This is a genomic window from Rhodococcus erythropolis R138, assembly GCF_000696675.2.
Taxonomy (GTDB): domain Bacteria; phylum Actinomycetota; class Actinomycetes; order Mycobacteriales; family Mycobacteriaceae; genus Rhodococcus_F; species Rhodococcus_F erythropolis.
The window spans coordinates 1,259,659-1,275,848 of sequence record NZ_CP007255.1 but is presented as its reverse complement, the minus strand read 5'-3'; the positions used below and the strand labels follow the sequence as shown (position 1 = coordinate 1,275,848).

At 61.4% G+C, this 16,190-nt stretch carries 17 protein-coding genes; 5 read left to right on the top strand and 12 right to left on the bottom strand.

Annotated elements, in window-relative coordinates:
* Window positions 1-27 precede the first annotated feature (27 nt).
* Genes H351_RS05820 through H351_RS05800 form a run of 5 tightly spaced genes read right to left on the bottom strand, consistent with a single transcriptional unit; the run spans window position 28 to window position 4,667 of the window.
* Window positions 28-1,062, bottom strand: a complete 1,035-nt coding sequence (locus H351_RS05820; protein WP_029256471.1) for a phosphotransferase family protein — start codon at window positions 1,060-1,062, stop codon at window positions 28-30.
* Window positions 1,055-1,837 carry an SDR family oxidoreductase gene (locus tag H351_RS05815; protein ID WP_007730827.1) on the bottom strand — a complete coding sequence of 261 codons (783 nt, stop codon included), beginning with the start codon at window positions 1,835-1,837 and terminating at the stop codon, window positions 1,055-1,057. Before H351_RS05815 ends, H351_RS05820 begins: the two co-directional genes overlap by 8 nt.
* A gap of 1 nt (window position 1,838) precedes the next feature.
* Window positions 1,839-3,059, bottom strand: coding sequence for an acyl-CoA dehydrogenase family protein (locus H351_RS05810; protein WP_019745701.1), 1,221 nt, complete (start codon window positions 3,057-3,059; stop codon window positions 1,839-1,841).
* A complete protein-coding gene (locus tag H351_RS05805) occupies window positions 3,046-3,849 on the bottom strand; it encodes an enoyl-CoA hydratase-related protein (RefSeq protein WP_029256472.1) in 804 nt (267 codons plus the stop codon). The genes H351_RS05810 and H351_RS05805 overlap by 14 nt, the downstream gene beginning before the upstream one ends.
* Window positions 3,846-4,667, bottom strand: a complete 822-nt coding sequence (locus tag H351_RS05800; protein ID WP_020909431.1) for an SDR family oxidoreductase — start codon at window positions 4,665-4,667, stop codon at window positions 3,846-3,848. The genes H351_RS05805 and H351_RS05800 overlap by 4 nt, the downstream gene beginning before the upstream one ends.
* A 158-nt stretch (window positions 4,668-4,825) precedes the next feature.
* Here H351_RS05800 and H351_RS05795 point away from each other — a divergent pair, with 158 nt between their 5' ends.
* Entirely contained in the window at window positions 4,826-5,302 is a 477-nt protein-coding gene (locus tag H351_RS05795; RefSeq protein ID WP_003942878.1) for a MaoC family dehydratase, read from the top strand.
* 90 nt (window positions 5,303-5,392) lie between these two features.
* Here H351_RS05795 and H351_RS05790 read toward each other — a convergent pair whose 3' ends face one another.
* A complete protein-coding gene (locus tag H351_RS05790) occupies window positions 5,393-6,106 on the bottom strand; it encodes a TetR/AcrR family transcriptional regulator (protein ID WP_029256473.1) in 714 nt (237 codons plus the stop codon).
* A gap of 104 nt (window positions 6,107-6,210) precedes the next feature.
* On the opposite strand from H351_RS05790, the gene H351_RS05785 reads away from it, so the two are divergent.
* Window positions 6,211-7,731, top strand: a complete 1,521-nt coding sequence (locus H351_RS05785) for an AMP-binding protein (protein WP_029256474.1) — start codon at window positions 6,211-6,213, stop codon at window positions 7,729-7,731.
* 74 nt (window positions 7,732-7,805) lie between these two features.
* On the opposite strand, the gene H351_RS05780 is transcribed toward H351_RS05785, so the two are convergent.
* From H351_RS05780 to H351_RS05755, 6 genes are all read right to left on the bottom strand, one after another.
* Window positions 7,806-8,093, bottom strand: a complete 288-nt coding sequence (locus H351_RS05780; protein WP_019745706.1) for a putative quinol monooxygenase — start codon at window positions 8,091-8,093, stop codon at window positions 7,806-7,808.
* A gap of 56 nt (window positions 8,094-8,149) precedes the next feature.
* Window positions 8,150-8,782 (bottom strand): HAD family hydrolase, encoded by a 633-nt coding sequence (locus H351_RS05775; protein WP_029256475.1) that lies wholly within the window; start codon window positions 8,780-8,782, stop codon window positions 8,150-8,152.
* Window positions 8,783-8,820: 38 nt separating this feature from the next.
* On the bottom strand, window positions 8,821-9,495 hold the full coding sequence (locus H351_RS05770) for a TetR/AcrR family transcriptional regulator (RefSeq protein WP_019745708.1): 675 nt from the start codon (window positions 9,493-9,495) through the stop codon (window positions 8,821-8,823).
* Between the two features lie 68 nt (window positions 9,496-9,563).
* On the bottom strand, window positions 9,564-10,955 hold the full coding sequence (locus H351_RS05765; protein ID WP_020971085.1) for an MFS transporter: 1,392 nt from the start codon (window positions 10,953-10,955) through the stop codon (window positions 9,564-9,566).
* Window positions 10,956-11,205: 250 nt separating this feature from the next.
* Window positions 11,206-12,861 carry an AMP-binding protein gene (locus tag H351_RS05760; RefSeq protein ID WP_029256476.1) on the bottom strand — a complete coding sequence of 552 codons (1,656 nt, stop codon included), beginning with the start codon at window positions 12,859-12,861 and terminating at the stop codon, window positions 11,206-11,208.
* Between the two features lie 3 nt (window positions 12,862-12,864).
* Window positions 12,865-13,836: a phosphotriesterase family protein gene (locus tag H351_RS05755; RefSeq protein WP_019745711.1), complete on the bottom strand. Its 972-nt coding sequence runs from the start codon at window positions 13,834-13,836 to the stop codon at window positions 12,865-12,867.
* 158 nt (window positions 13,837-13,994) lie between these two features.
* On the opposite strand from H351_RS05755, the gene H351_RS05750 reads away from it, so the two are divergent.
* From H351_RS05750 to H351_RS05740, 3 genes are all read left to right on the top strand, one after another.
* Window positions 13,995-14,555: a TetR/AcrR family transcriptional regulator gene (locus tag H351_RS05750; RefSeq protein ID WP_003943195.1), complete on the top strand. Its 561-nt coding sequence runs from the start codon at window positions 13,995-13,997 to the stop codon at window positions 14,553-14,555.
* 102 nt (window positions 14,556-14,657) lie between these two features.
* Window positions 14,658-15,362, top strand: a complete 705-nt coding sequence (locus tag H351_RS05745; RefSeq protein WP_019745713.1) for a FadR/GntR family transcriptional regulator — start codon at window positions 14,658-14,660, stop codon at window positions 15,360-15,362.
* A 15-nt stretch (window positions 15,363-15,377) separates the two neighbouring features.
* On the top strand, window positions 15,378-16,184 hold the full coding sequence (locus H351_RS05740; protein ID WP_020909438.1) for an ABC transporter ATP-binding protein: 807 nt from the start codon (window positions 15,378-15,380) through the stop codon (window positions 16,182-16,184).
* Window positions 16,185-16,190: the final 6 nt, after the last annotated feature.

Here is a 16,190-nt window from a genome sequence, read left to right as displayed (position 1 = left end):
TGATTCGACGGACACCGGACGATCTCGTCAGATCCCGGCCTGATCTGCAATTTCCCTGGCTTTGGCTACCAAGGCGTCAATACGTTCCACGGTGGGAGTTCCGCTCTCCGCGGCATTCTGCGGTTCGTCGCGGGCGCGACGCATCACGCCCTCGGCGATCACGGCGATCTTCCACAGCCCCAAGGTGTGCCAGAACTTCAGCGCAGCCGGATCCCGTCCGGTGGCCTCGAGATAGATCCGGGAGATCTCCTCTCGCGAAGGGAATCCCGGGAGCGCTGACGCCGGGAAATCGCCACCAGTGTCCTCCCCGGCCGCCGGCCAGTACGCCAACAAGCTTCCGACATCGGCCAACGGATCACCGAGTGTGCAGAGTTCCCAGTCGAGGGCCGCGACAACTTCGCCGTTCTCAGCGGAGGTGATCACGTTGCGTAGGTGAAAGTCGCCGTGCACCAACGTGGTTTCGGTGTGAGCCGGCTGAGCTGCAATGAGACGTCGGGTGAGATCGTCCAGGTCAGGACATTCCCGCGTCTTCGACTGTTCCCACTGTCCGCCCCAGCGCTTCAGCTGCCGTGCAGCGTAGGGCTTGTGGCTTGCCAGGTCGTCGAGACCGGCCTTCCCGAGGTCGACGGCGTGTATTTTCGCCAGCGTCTGAGCGAGCGAGATTCCGATTGCCCGGCGACGATCTTCCGACAACGCCTCAGCAAGAGGCATTCGGTCCACCACTTCGCCGTCCACGAATTCCATGAGGAGCAGCGGAACTTCGGTGACGGCAGGATCCTCGGTCAACCCGAATACTCGCGGCGAAGGCACGTCGGTGGATTCGAGAGCGCTCAGGATTCGAGCCTCACGCGCCACGTCGTGAGCCGAGGCCAGCAGATGCCCCAGCGGTGGGCGTCGTAGCACCCAGCGATTGCCGTCCTGATCGCGAACCAGGTACGTGAGATTCGACTGCCCCAAGCCGATTCGATCGAAGGACAACGGCCCGGAAAAGTCGATCCCCAGGCCTGCGATCCACCCGGTGACCGCTTCGGTATCGAGTCCCACTACTCCGACGCTAGCCACCGACGGACGCTCCCTGCCGGAACGGGAGTGCGTCACCCAACAACTGGCCACCGTCGATGGTCATGATCTCGCCGGTGATCCACTGGGCTGCATCCGAAACCAGGAAGGCAATGGCAGCGGCCACGTCCTCGGGTTCACCGATGCGTCCGAGAGCAGTCGACGCGGACACCGCTTCTTCGTGTTCTTTCCACAGAGCTTCGGCGAGTTTGGTTCTCACCACTCCCGGCGCAACGGCGTTGACACGAATCTTCGGTGACAACTCGAGCGCCAACTGCTTGGTGATGTGGATCAGAGCAGCCTTCGACGCGTTGTACGTACCGATTCCCGCCTCGAACGCCATGCCGCCGATCGAAGCGGTGTTGACCACGGAACCACCGTGCTCGCCCATCCAGGCCCGCGCTGCGAGGCCGGTCCACAGGACTGGAGCCCACACGTTGACGTCGAAAGTCTTGGCGAAGCGCGAATGATCCTGGTTGATGATCGGCCCGAACGACGGGTTGGTGCCCGCGTTGTTCACCAAGATGTCGAGACTGCCGAAACGCTCGATCGTCTGCTCGACGCACTTGCGTGCAGCATCCTCGTCCGTCGCGTGAGCGCCGACGCCGATCGCGTTGCCGTTCACCTGCGCGGCAGCCGCATCTGCGGATTCCTGTGAGCGCGAAGTCAGTACGACGTTTCCGCCCGCCGCCGCAATCGCCTGCGCGGTCGCGAGGCCGATGCCCCGCGATGCGCCCGTGACAATTGCCGTCTTACCGGTGAGATCCAGTCCTGCCATGTCAGTTCGCCTTGACTTCGCGGTACTTGCGCAGTTCCTGCTTGGCGATGGCGCGCTTGTGCACCTCGTCCGGGCCGTCGGCCAGGCGAAGGGTGCGCATGTGGGCGTAAGCCATCGCGAGCGGGAAGTCGTCGGTGACGCCGCCACCGCCGTGAACCTGGATGGCGCGGTCGATGATCTTGAGCGCGATGTTCGGTGCCGCAACCTTGATGGCTGCGATCTCGGTGCGCGCTTCCTTGTTGCCCACCGTGTCCATCATGTGTGCGGCCTTGAGTGTGAGGAGTCGAACCATCTCGATGTCGATACGAGCCTCGGCGATCCAGTCCTGGATATTCGCGTTGTCACTGACGGGCTTCCCGAAGGTGATGCGGGTGGATGCGCGCTTGCACATCAGTTCCAGTGCGCGCTCGGCCATTCCGATTGCACGCATGCAGTGGTGGATGCGGCCGGGGCCGAGGCGGGCCTGGCTGATCGCGAATCCTTCACCCTCACCGGCGAGAATGTCCTTGGCCGGGACGCGCACGTCCTCGAAAGTGATCTCGCCGTGTCCTTCGCGGTCCTGGTAGCCGAAAACCGGCAGGTTGCGCAGGATCGTGACGCCGGGAGCATCGATCGGCACGACCATCATCGACTGCTGACGGTGGGTGGCGGCATTGAAGTCGGTCTTACCCATGACGATCAGAACCTTGCAGTTCTGGTGCAAGGCGTTGGAAGCGAACCACTTACGGCCGTTCAGCACGTACTCGTCGCCGTCACGGTCCATACGGAGCTGGATGTTGGTGGCGTCGGAGCTGGCAACCTCGGGCTCGGTCATCGCGAAAGCGGAACGAATTTCGCCTTCGAGAAGCGGCTTGAGGTACTTCTCCTTGTGCTCGTCGGTGCCGAAGAGCGTGAGCACCTCCATGTTTCCCGTGTCCGGAGCGGCGCAGTTGGTGGCCTCGGAGGCCAGGTGGCTGCGGCCCATGATCTCCGCGAGCGGTGCGTATTCCAGGTTGGTCAGGCCGGGGCCCCATTCGGGATGGGGATGGAAGAGGTTCCACAGCCCGCGGGCCTTGGCTTCCTTCTTCAAGTCGTCGATGATCGGCGGCTGAAAGTGCGGGTTACCGGACTCACGCATCTGCTCTTCGTAGACCGCTTCGGCCGGGTAAACGTGCTTGTCCATGAAATCGAGCAGTTCGGCCTGGTACTTCTTGGTGCGATCCGAGAACTCAAACACTGACATGTGAACTCCTGACAGAGAGGGAAGGGAAATTGGGGGCTCGATGTTCGAGATGGCTGTTGACACCCTCGACGACGTCCGGGCCGTGAAATGCGTTCAGCATCAGCGATTCCGCACGCCTGGCGGAATCGGTGAAGGTCGAGTGCGCGTCGGCACTCATCTGAGATTTGATGACGGAGAGGGACGTCGGCGAGCAGTTCGCCGCGATGTCCTCGGCGTAAGCAATCGCCGCGTCCAGAACGTCACCGCCGGTGACCAGGTGGTCGATCAAACCGATGCGGTACGCCTCGTCGGCATCCACCATCCGGCTGGAAAGCAGAAGATCGACTGCTCGACTGTGCCCGACCAAGCGGGGCAACATCCAGGAGATGCCGTACTCCGCAATCAGGCCTCGACGCGCGAACGCGGTAGTGAATCGTGTTGCGCTCGAACCGAAACGAACGTCGCAGTACAAAGCCTCGACCATTCCGAGCCCTGCGGCGACGCCGTTGACGGCGGCGATCAGCGGCTTGCGGACGGTGGTCGGGAAATGACGGTCTCGCGGCCGGACAAGATCACTTTCGGAGACGTCGCCGACGTTCTTCAAATTGCCGAGGTCAGCCCCCGAGCAGAATCCTCGACCGGAGCCGGTGACAACAATTGCTCGGACACTGGGATCATCGTCTGCTGCGGCCAAAAGGTCGTAGTACTGATCTTCGAGCTCGTTGGTCCACGCGTTGAGAACGCGGGGCCGATTGAATGTCAGGACCAGCACCGCTCCTCTCTGCTCGGAGAGGACGAGTTCCTCGGTCATCGCGTTCCCGCGAGCAGCGACGCCTGGTACCGGCGCATCCCGCGCAGCCAACGGTCGTAGTCGGCGCCCTTCTGCCGGTACATGTCCAGAACGTTCTTGTGCGGAAGGATGAGGAATTCCTCGGCATCTACTGCGGCAAGAACGATTTCGGCACATTCAGCAGGCTCGAGAACATTGCCTGCCGCAAGCACAGCCCCGGTTGCGGCCTTGCCGACCGGATCGCCGGAGTTCTCACCTTCGTAGAGAAGCTTGGTGTTGACACCCATCGGACACAGGCAACTGACGCGAACGCCCTGATCTCCGTAGGTGATCGAGAGCCACTCGGCAAACGCGACCGCGGCATGTTTGGTCACCGAGTACGCGGCGGACCCGACCTGACTGAGCAAGCCGGCAGCAGAGGCAGTGCTGATGAAGTAGCCTTCCCCGCGCTCGGTCCAACCAGGGACGAGGAGCCTGGCGGCACGAATGTGGGCGCGAACGTTGACGTCGATCGTCGTGTCCCAGACGTCCTCACTGATGTCGAGGCCCATGCCTCCGGTGACGCCGGCATTGGCGAAGTAGAGGTCGACCGGGCCGAATTCCTTTTCCGCCTGCGCGATGAGGCCCGCAATGACCGTCTCGTCGGAGACGTCGCCACCCGCAGACACTGCTGCGCCGGGATGCTCCATGTTGATCGCCTCTGCCACTGCCGAAGCTGCCGCCCCGTCGAGGTCGGCTACTACGACGCGAGCGCCCTCTGCGGCCAGTCGCTGCGCCAACGCACCGCCGATCCCCCCGCCGCCACCGGTGACAATTGCTACCTTCTGGGCAACCTTCATGAGCGATTCCTCTCGCTTGCGTCATACCTACGCGCTGACAGTGATCCACGTCTCCCCTCATGTATAGTTGAATCCGGCGTCAGTTTCAACCGTCGAATCGCGACGGTCACCCGAACGGCCCGTTCCGTCCTCCTGAACTGCGAGTAAAGGGATCAACGATGACTGAAAACCAATTGCCCGTCCGCCCGTCCACCTTCGCCGAGCTCGAGAAGCTCATCGGCCAGGAACTTGGCCCGACGGAGTGGTACGACATCACCCAGGAGCGCATCAACGCGTTCGCCGAAGCCACAAACGATCATCAGTGGATTCACGTCGACCCGGAACGAGCCGCATCGAGCCCGCTCGGCAGCACGATCGCGCACGGACTCTTCAGCCTCTCGCTGGGCCCACAGTTCTCCTACCAACTCATCCACTTCGACGGCTTCGCCCACAGCCTCAATTACGGCTACGACAAGGTTCGCTTCCCCGCTCCCGTTCCCGTGGGATCCCGGGTCCGCATGCGTGCAACCGTTGTGTCCGCGGAGCAGTTGCCCGGCGGAATCCAGGTGAAGATGAGCCAGGTGGTTGAGCGCGAAGGTTCCGACAAGCCAGTCGTCGTGGCCGAATCCGTCGCTCGCGTCGTCGAGAAAAGCTGAACAGAGAAAAGCTGAACAGAGAAAAGCTGAAACAAGACTCGGCACGTCCCGGCCGCTCGAACGTCGATACGGCCGGGGCGACCTGCCGCTTCAGGATCGGTCAGGGAACTTCAGCGCGTTAGCCCACAGGTCTGTCACCGTGGCGACAATCTGATCGAACTCCGGCGAACGCCCGTCCACCTCACCCTCATGGAGGGTGAACAGACTGTAGGCGAGCCGACTCACCATGCCGGACAGAGCAATTGACGCTGTCATTGGATCCAGCGTCGTGTCCGCGATACCACGACTCTGCAGATCTGCAATCCCGCGGGCATTACGGCGCATGAACGCATTGGCACGCTCGCTGCGGAACTTTCGGAACTCCGGGTCGATGTGAGCAACCTGCTCCATGAGCCCCATCAATTTCGCATTGCGTTGATACGCCGCCAGATACGCTCGATTACTTGCCTCGAGCACGGCGTACGGATCGTCTGCGCCCGCCACGCGTCCCATGCCCGGGTGCATCATGTCGTCTCGCGCGACCTCGAGGACGGCGGCGAAGACCTCTTCCTTGTTCGCGAAGTAGGTGTAGAACGATCCCGTCGCGCAGCCGGCTTCTTTGGCGATGTCGATCAGACGGGCATCGAGATAGCCACTACGCTCGAATACCGTCCGGGCAGCGGCAATCAGCGCTGCGCGCGTGCGGGTTCCCCGCTCGGTGGTGGGCCGATCTCGGAGCAGCGCAGGCGGAGCCACCGGCAGGGCGGCAATTCGCGATTCGTCATCGAGCACGGTGCGCTCCCCATCCTTCCGAGCCAACATCATTTCGGGACAATCCCAGCAGACTCGATGTTGACGCCGGATTCAAGTGTACGCTCTGGTGAGACCCAGGACACACAATCGGTCGATTCCTCCCGAAAGGCAGAACCATGGTTAGCGTTCTCGACCCGGTGACCCGTCACGCGGAAGTCACTCCGGACAACATCGCAATTCGAAACAGCACTGCGATCCGCGGCACGGATGAACACTGGACTTACCGGCAGCTCCACGACGCGTCCCTGGCGTTCGCCGGCCGCATTCGCGATGCCGGGTTGAGCGTAGGCGATCGGGTTCTCCTAGCGGCACCGTCGGTAGCGGAATTCGTCGTGGCGTACATGGGAATTCAGGCCGCAGGTTGTGTCGTGGTACCGATCAACACGATGTCGGCGCAACCCGAAGTCGAGTACGTTCTGGACGACGCGGAGATTTCCCTGGCCATCGCGTGGCATCAACTCGGTCCCGCAGTCCAGGATGCAGGGAGTGCGCGCGGTGTCCCGGTGTGGACACTCACCGAAGAATCGGCGCAGGCCGATCATGCACCCGCAACTGTGGTCGACCGTGACGCAGCAGACACAACGGCGATTCTCTACACCTCCGGCACCACCGGACGCCCGAAGGGCGCTCAGCTGACCGTCGGGAATTTGTTGTCCGCCGGTGAGATCGGCGCCGAGAGCAGCCGCGGAAACCCTTCGGACCGCACCGGAACCGGACTGCCGCTCTTCCATATCTTCGGCCAGGGTTCGGTCATGATGGCAACCTTCACCGGCGGCGGATCACTGTCCCTGCTCGCCCGGTTCGACCCCGCTGCCATGCTCGACCTGGTCCGCCGGGACAAGCTCACCATCATGGCCGGTGTCCCCACCATGTGGAATGCCATGCTGCACGCCGCCGCCGACGTGGACAGCTCCGACTTCGAACAACTCAGGATCGCAATCTCCGGTGGCGCATCACTTCCCGGTGAAGTCGCTCGCGCCTTCGAAGCACGGTTCAACTGCACGATCCTCGAGGGCTACGGCCTGACCGAGACGAGCGCGTTCGGGACTTTCAACAGCATCGACCGCGTCGCAAAGATCGGATACACCGGCCGCGCCGTACCGCGCACCGAGGTCGAGGTGCGTGATCACGACGGAAATGTCTGCGAGGCAGGCACAGTGGGCGAGGTGTTCATCAAAGGACCGACGGTCATGAAGGGTTACTGGAAGCGCCCTGAAGACACCGCCGCCGTTCTTTCCGACGACGGATGGTTCCGCACCGGAGACCTCGGTGAGACCGATCCCGACGGGGACCTTCGCATCGTCGACCGAGTGAAGGACCTCATCATCCGTGGTGGATACAACGTCTATCCGGGCGAGGTCGAAGAGGTGCTCTACCAGCACCCCGACATCATCGAAGCCGCAGTGATCGGCATACCCGACGACTACTACGGGGAGGAAGTTGCCGCAGTGGTGGCCGTGCGTCCAGGCTCCGACCTCGAAGCAGACGCCGTCACTTCGTGGGCTCGGGAACGTCTCTCCGCCTACAAGATTCCCCGAGTCGTCCAGTTCATCGACGCACTCCCGAAGGGTTCGACGGGAAAGATCCTCAAGCGATCGATCGACCGAACCGAACTCCTCGCCCAGAAGCAGAACTGAAAACACAGGTGAGCCCCGGCCAGATTTCGCCGGGGCTCACCTGTTCACTCGCTCAGAGAGCCCCGTCCATGCGCTCAGAGAGCGTCGAAGTACTCGATCTGCGGGGCGCCGGCGAGGAAGGGTGCCATCGCCTTTCCTGCAGCCTGGAAATGCTCGGACGTTCCGTGAGCCTTGATGGCAGCACCGTCCTGATACAGCTCCATGAACTTGTAGGAATTCGCATCCGTTTTCGATCGGATCAGTTGATACAGAACCGTTCCGGGCTCCTCCGTGCGCACCTTCTCCGCAAGTTCGGCGATTACGGCTTCGAACTGCTCGCCGCTTCCGTCCTTGACGGTGATATCCGCGATGACAGCAATCATTCGTTCCTCCAAAAGTGTTCCAGCAGTATTCGAGTGTTACCGAGAAACCTACAGTTTCACTGCGTGGGCAGTAGTCCGAACGTCGATGCCAATTGTCTGCGAGTGCTTTCTGCGTCGGTGTGGAGAATGCCGGCGATCCCCAATCGTGCCGCACCGTCGAGATTCTGTTGCAGATCGTCGATCATCACGGCATCTTCGGGCGCGACGCCCAGGCGCTCACACGCGATGGTATAGATCTGACGAGAGGGCTTACGAATCCCGACTTCCGAGGAGATCACCACTTCGTCGGCCAGGTCCTCGAGGACAAATCCCGCATAACAATCACGCCCGAAAGCATTGGAGACGAGCGCAACAGGGTGTCCCACCGCCCGCACGTCTGCGAGCAGACGCACCATCTCCTCGTCTCGAATCAGCCCGGCTTGCATACGGTCGACCAATCCAACGCTGTCGACGACTGCGCCGTGCGCTCGTAGACGTTCTCCGAATCCGGCCTCGAAGGCCTCCTGGTCGATCTTTCCGGATTCGTGATCGGAGAGCAGCCTCTTCGAGACGTCGTCGCGGGAGAGCAGGGTCAACGGAAGTCGTGGGTCGCCCCCAAGCGAGGCCCCGAAATCTTCGAAGGCCTGAAGAACACTGGAGGTGAGAACTCCACCGAAATCGACGAGCACTGCCGTACGCGTAGGTGTCATTGCTCCATCAGACACCAAACATGAACCCGGCGTCAACATCAGTTTTGGCGCAGCGAGAATTGTAAAGTGTTGATCCACAACCGGTTGACCGTATCGAGCAGACCATCGAAGGTCACTCCGGCGGCGCCGTCCTCGCCGCCGCGGGATACGAAGTACCCGAACGCAAGTCGACTGATCATCCCGGAGAGTGCCCGAGACGTCAGTAGCGGATCCAGGTTCGCGTCCGCCAGACCGGCTTTCTGCAGCTTCTCGATACTGCGCGCGTTGCGTCGAACAAACGCGTCAGCACGCTCGAGGCGGAGAACCCGGAACTCCGGATCGATACTTGCGACCTGCTCGAGCAATCCCATCAGCTTCGCGTTCCGTCGGTACGCCTCGAGGTACGCGCGGTTGCTCGCCGCGATGACCTCAGCGGGATCCGCGCCTTTCGGAGTGTGCGGCATTCCCGGATGCATCATGTCTTCGCGCGCCAGCTCCATCACAGCCGCGAAGATCTCCTCCTTGCTTGCGAAGTAGGTGTAGAAGGTACCGGCCGAGCACTGCGCCTCCACCGTGATGTCGATCAAACGCGAGTCCAGATAACCGGTCCGTTCGAAGACGGTGCGAGCCGCATCGATCAACGCTCGACGCGTACGCAAACCACGCTGAGTGGAGGGGAGTTCCCGTGACACTGTCGACGAAGCATCTTCGGAGCCTGTGCGTGCTGCAGCCATGCTCCAGTTATACGTCAGACGCCCGCTACCGGTGACCGATAGCGGGCGTCTGTTCGAGACCGAAGGTATTACCTGGCGTAGAGGTGCGCGCCCGGAATTGCGTTCGGATCGTCCCGAACTTCCTTCGGGTTGGTCTCTTTCAGCACCCAAGCGCTGAAGAAGGTCACCAAGCCCATGAGTGCCACGAACACGGCAACCCATGTCGTGGTTCCGGTCTTCGCGATAAGTGCTGTCATGATGAACGGGGTGCCGCCGCTGACCGTGATCGCAGCCAACTGGTAGGCCAACGATGCTGCCGAGTAGCGCACGTTGGGTGCGAACAGTTCACCCATGTATGCCGCGATAGGCCCGTAGGTCATCGACTGGAACACGCTGCCGACCGTGACTGCGATGAAGAACAGCGGCAGGGACTTGGTGTTGATCAACCAGAAGTACGGGAATGCCCAGACCACGATCGCCGCGGCGCCGATCAGGATCATCGGACGACGACCGATCTTGTCGGACATCTTCCCGGACCACAGCACCACGCCGACTGTCAGCAACGCGCTCAGGAGCGAGATGATGAGCAGTGAGTTCCGCTTCAACCCCAGTTCGGTTGTGCCGTAGCTGAGTACGCCGGCAATGCTGATGTAGAACAGTGCATTGGTGGCGGCCAGAAGTCCGCAGCCAAGCAGGATCTTGCGCCAGTGATCCTTGAGCGCCTGCGCCAGTGGAGCCTGAACGACGACGTCCTTTTGGTTCTTCTTGGCGTCTTCCTGCAACTCGAGGAATTCCGGCGTGTCCTCGACCTTCGTCTGGATGTACAGAACCACAGGGAAGAGCAGCGCGCTGGCGAAGAACGGAACCCGCCAACCCCAGCTCAGGAATGCTTCGTTGGAAATGGTCGCGGTCGCGACGAGGAAGACCAGGTTGCCCAGCACTACACCGAACGAGACACCCATCTGACCGAAAGTGCCTGAGAATCCGCGCTTCTTGGGACTCGCGGATTCAGTGAGGAGAAGGACGATTCCGCCCCACTGGCCACCGCAGGCGAGACCTTGGATGAATCGCAGTGTCACCAGAAGAATCGGAGCGACGACGCCGATTGCCGACGCACTAGGGATCGCGCCGATCAGGAACGTCGCGACGGCCATCAGCAACAGGCAGGTGACGACGGCGGGCTTGCGTCCGTACTTGTCGCCGAAGTGTCCGGCGACCAAACCGCCGATGGGGCGGGCAACGAAGCCGGCCCAGAACGTACTGAACGAGAGCAAAGTGCCCATCAGTGCGGATGAATCGGGGAAGAAAACATGCGGAAAGACCAGTGCCGCAGCCGTTCCGTACAAGAAGAAGTCGTACCACTCGATGGAACTGCCGAGCAGTCCCGCGCCGAGAAGTTTGCGGTGCGCTTTCTTCTTCTTCCGTTCCTGATCGGACAGGCCCCCTGCCTGCGTGCTCGAATCCACTGCCGATCTCGTCATGGGTTACTCCTCGATGGGTCGGACGCTCGTCGCGCCGGGAGTTGAGAAGTGAAACCGGGCCAGAAGTAGAAACTGACACCAACTTCAACTCTGTGGCGTTGCGATCAGTCTGCGATACAAAAAGAGTGATGTCAATCACTGAAATGCATTGCCGCATAAGGGACTAAATCCCCTATCGATGCTCGCCGATCACCACGACGAATGGCCGGCTCACCTTGTCGGCGGCCGGCAATTCGTTTGTCAGGCAGATCTAGTTCGGTACCCGCAGTTCACGACGAAGAATCTTGCCGCTCACTGTTTTCGGCAGGTCATTCATGACCTCGACGATGCGTGGATACTTGTATGCTGCAAGCCTTTCCTTGCAGAACTCGACCAGATCCTCGGTGGTCGCCTCGGCACCGTCCTTGAAAGACACGAAGGCCTTCACGGTTTCGCCGCGATACGGATCCATGACACCGACGACGGCAGCCTCTCGTACGGCAGGGTGTTCGTAGAGAACATCTTCCACTTCGCGTGGCCACACTTTGAAGCCCGAGGCATTTATCTGATCCTTCATCCGGTCGACGATGTAAAACCAACCGTCGCCGTCCATGAATCCGATGTCGCCGGTGTGAAAACGCCCGTCCGGCATCGCATGTGCGGTCTCGCCCGGCTTGTTCCAGTATCCGAGTGCAACCTGGGGACCGGAGACCACGATCTCGCCGTACTCCCCGATCTGTACCGGCCTGTCGTTCTCGTCCACCACCTCGGCGTACGTATTCGATACCGGAACGCCGACAGCAACGGCCCCCGACGCCGGATCTACCGGCGCTTCACGCGAATTCGGCACCACGATCGCCGGGCTGTTCGTCTCGGTCAGCCCGTAGCCGTTGTGAATGTAGTGACCGAACTTCGCCCGGAACGCTTCCAACGCCGCGTGCGGGATCGGCGCGCCACCTGAATACACCGACTCGAGAGAGCTCAACGATTCCTTCGAGACTGCGGCGCTGTCCGTCCACGCGATGAATACGGTGATCGCTCCGATGATCGCGGTAGCCCGATGCTCCGAAATCGACTCCGCTGCAACGATGGGATGGAATCGGCAGGTCAGAATCGTGGGCGCGCCGGCCAGGAGTGGAGCCGCGACGTGCCCGATCAACCCGGTGATATGGAACAGTGGCGCCACCGCGAACATCGCGCCGCCGGGGCGCAGCCCCAACCAGTCCCGATAGATCTGCGCTGCGAACACGACATTTGCGTGCGTGTTCATCGACCCCTTCGGCGGGCCGGTCGTCCCCGACGTATAAGGAAGGTAGGCAAGGTCTTCCGGGGACAGATCGACCTTCTCGGGCTTCTGTCCTCGATGAGCCTCGATCAGTTCCAATAGGTCCGGAAATCCATCATGACGAATCCTGGACGCCGAACCGAAGATCCGTTCATCGTCGCGCGACTGAAAATCCTGTTCCGACGTGGTGATGACCCATCGCACTTCGGTGCCCTCGGACGCAGCCGCCACGGTCTCGGCCGAGGACTCGAGACAGATGACTGCTACCGCGCCGCTGTCCGCGAGTACGGTGGACAGCTCACGGTCCCGGTACATCGGATTGACCGGAACGACGACAGCGCCGAGTTTCCAGACTGCGACCGTCGCGATGACGAACTGCGGAACATTCTGCAGGACAAAGGAAACTCTGTCGCCGAACCCGATTCCGTCCACGGCGAGGGCTACGGCAAGCGCGTCCGACATCTCGTCGAGCTCGGCAAAGCTGACAGTCCTGTCGAAGTACCTGATGATCGGGGCGGTGCGATCGCGCTCCAGCGACGCACGGAACATCGCGAGGGCGTTGGCATGCTCGATGTCCACGTTCGGTGGAGTGTCGGCGTCGTAATTGGCGAGCCATGGCTTGCTCTCGTACACGTTGGTCATAACTCAGCTCTCGAAGTACCGACGCGGATTATCCACCAGCATGGTGTTGATCTGATCTTCGGTGACGCCACGTTCGAGTAGCGTGGGAATGACCTGATCGCTGATGTGGGTGAAATTCCAGTTCGGCACTGCGGCTGCCTTGGCCTCACTCGAGAACCAGTCGATGAAGCACGAGGCATCATGTGCCAGAACCATTTTCTCGGCATAGCCTCGGCGGGCCAATTCCACGACGGTGTTCACCCGCTCTTCGAACGGGAGCAGAACATCGAGACCGAAACGGTCCATCCCGAGTAGCGAACCCGCATCGGCAAGTGCACACAGGTAGTCCAGGTCGGTCGAATCACCCGAGTGCCCGATGACGACCTTGCTCAGATCTGCACCTTCCTCGGCCAGAACCTTCTGCGCAACGAGGCCCGATTCCGTGTGCGGGTTCGTGTGAACCGTGATCGGTACCCCGGTTTCGACCTGCGCCTGACCGACCGCTCGCATCACACGCTCGACACCGGGAGTCAGACCAGGTTCTTCGATGGCGCACTTGAGGAATGACGCGCGGATGTCTGTGCCGGCAATGCCGTCCTTGATGTCCTTCACAAATAGATCAACCATCGGCTCGCGCACGTCGAACAGCAAACCTGGACCGGTGTAATGGAATTGGAACGGAATGTCGTTGTACGTGTAGACGCCGGTGGCGACGATGATGTTGAGATCGACCTGCTCGTTGATCCGCGCAATACGCGGGATGTAGCGACCGAGTCCGATGACCGTGGGATCGACGATCGTGCTGATCCCTCGCGACTTCAGTTCGGACAGCTTGGTCACCGCATCGGCTACTCGAGCCTCCTCGTCCCAAGGCTCCGGGTAGTCGGGATAGTTCTGACGCATCTCCTCCCCCAGAACGAAGACATGCTCGTGCATCAACACCTTTCCCAGATCGGCTGTGTCCACCGGCCCACGAACGGTTTGTACTGAACTCATCGATCGAACCCCTGACTGTGATCGCCATCACTAACATGAGACAATGAGCTAGTGTGTCTCACGTCGCTTGGTTCGTCAATAGGCTCGAGCCACCCGAAGCCCACCTCTGTTCGACCGCCGAAATTGTGCAGTACCGGACAACCGGAGAGAATGTCCCGATGCCTACCGACCTCGAACGCCGACGCGCGATCGACACCGCCGCGAGCATGTACCTCGCGGAGGAACCACTCGACATGTCACTGCTCGCCGAACGTCTCGGAGTAGGCCGCGCGACGCTCTACCGCTGGGTCGGCAATCGCGACGAACTGCTCGGAACAGTGCTGGCCGAGGCCACCGAACGGACATACCGGAAGGCGATGTCACAGGCGTCGGGGCAAGGTCCGGAGTACATCCTCGACGTCTTCGGACGCGTCATGCGGTCGGTGGAATCGTCGACCGAACTGCGAGCGCTGACCAAACGCGAACCGATGGTGTTCATCAAACTCGCGATGATGCCCGGCTCCATCGAATCGATCTCCGCCTCCATCACCGCCGAAATCTTGCAGTCCCAGGTCGACGCCGGCCAACTGACGATCACGCTTTCGCCGCAAGTGCTGGGCGAAGCTCTCGTTCGCATCTGCGACGTACACCTCTACGCCCCTCTACTCGGGCGGGAAAAGGCGGAGATCGAGACGGCCCTCGACCTGATCGCACTGCTCCTCGGCGTCACCCGTAACTGACGGTATCGACTGCGTGAGCACTGCTCCGACACACGGCCCACCCGAGTCCTCAGACGTCTGATGAGTTGTTACGCTGTCGGTACCCCCCACGAGAGGCGAGCCGTGTCCGACGACCACACAGGATTCACACTTCGCAGTGGTCCGCTGGTGCCGCAACTCGAACAGTTGCTTCGCGGGCGAATCAGGCAAGGAACGTGGGCGCCGTCCGAGCGCATACCGAGCGAGGCGGCCCTTGCCGTCGAACTCGGCGTCGGGCGTTCCTCGATTCGCGAGGCAATCCGCCTCCTCGCTCGCGACGGACTACTCGAAGTCCGACACGGCGTCGGCACCTTCGTGGCTGCCGCGTCCGAACTCGAGCACGTCGACGAATTCACCAAGCTACTTCGACGCTCGAGGATCCTCGAGGTCTTCGAAGTCCGTCGCGCACTCGAGATCGAGGCCGCCAGACTGGCCGCGGAGCGGGTACAACCCGAGGACCTCGACGGCCTGCGGCGGCGACTGACCATGCGACACAGTCATTTCGAGGGTGACGTTGAAAAGTTCGTCGACGTCGACCTCGACTTCCACACCGAAGTCGTTCGGTTGTCCGGAAACGCGGTTCTACTCTCGCTGTTCACGTCGGTGCGTCCACTCCTTCGTGAATCCCTCGTCGAGATGATGGCCCACGAGGCCGGCGTCCCCGACACCTCACATGCCCATGATCAGTTGGTCGAGGCCCTTCAAGACGCCGACCCAGAAGCCGCGGTAGCGGCAACCCGAGCAAATATCGACACCGTCTTACGGCGGTTGCGTGTGCTCGACGCCTAAGAGAGGTTAGTTCTCGTGCAACACCCCAACGGCACAGTTCTGTCGACCGAACACGTGGATCTCGTCCGCGACGGCCGATACTTGTTGAAAGACATCAACATTTCGATCGAACCCGGGCAACACTGGGTGCTCCTCGGCGCGAACGGTGCAGGCAAGAGCACCCTACTGAGCCTTCTCGGAGCAACCGCCCACCCGACTCGCGGTTCCGTCTACGTCCTCGGGCACAAGCTGGGCCGAGTCGACATGAGGGAACTGCGGATGGACATCGGGCACGTGAACCCGCGTCACACGATCGGAATTCCGATCACCGTCCGCAACGTCGTGATCACCGGCCTCACCAACACCACCGAGGTAATGCCGCGGTGGTCACCGACGCCGGAGCAAGAGGCTCATGCCGACGCACTGATCGATCTACTCGGGATGAGTCCGCGTTCGGACGCACTGTGGCCCAACTTGTCCCAGGGCGAACGGGGGCGAGCCCTGATCGCCCGTGCACTCATGGTGGAACCACGCCTGCTCCTGCTCGACGAACCGGCGACCGGGCTCGATCTTGCTGCGCGCGAACAGCTCTTGACGGCTCTGGACGATCTCCGCAATCAGAACCCTTCACTTGCCAGCATTCTCGTGACGCATCACATCGAAGAGATTCCGAGCACCACCACACATGCTCTCCTGATCAAGGACGGCGTCGTGACCGCCAGCGGCCTCGCCGAGAATGTGATCACCACCCAGAACATCAGCGAGTGCTTCTCGCATCCCATCGAGATCGAGCGTCGTGGTGGTCGGTGGAATGCTCAGTCGCGGCCACGCGAAAGAGTGTGACCGACA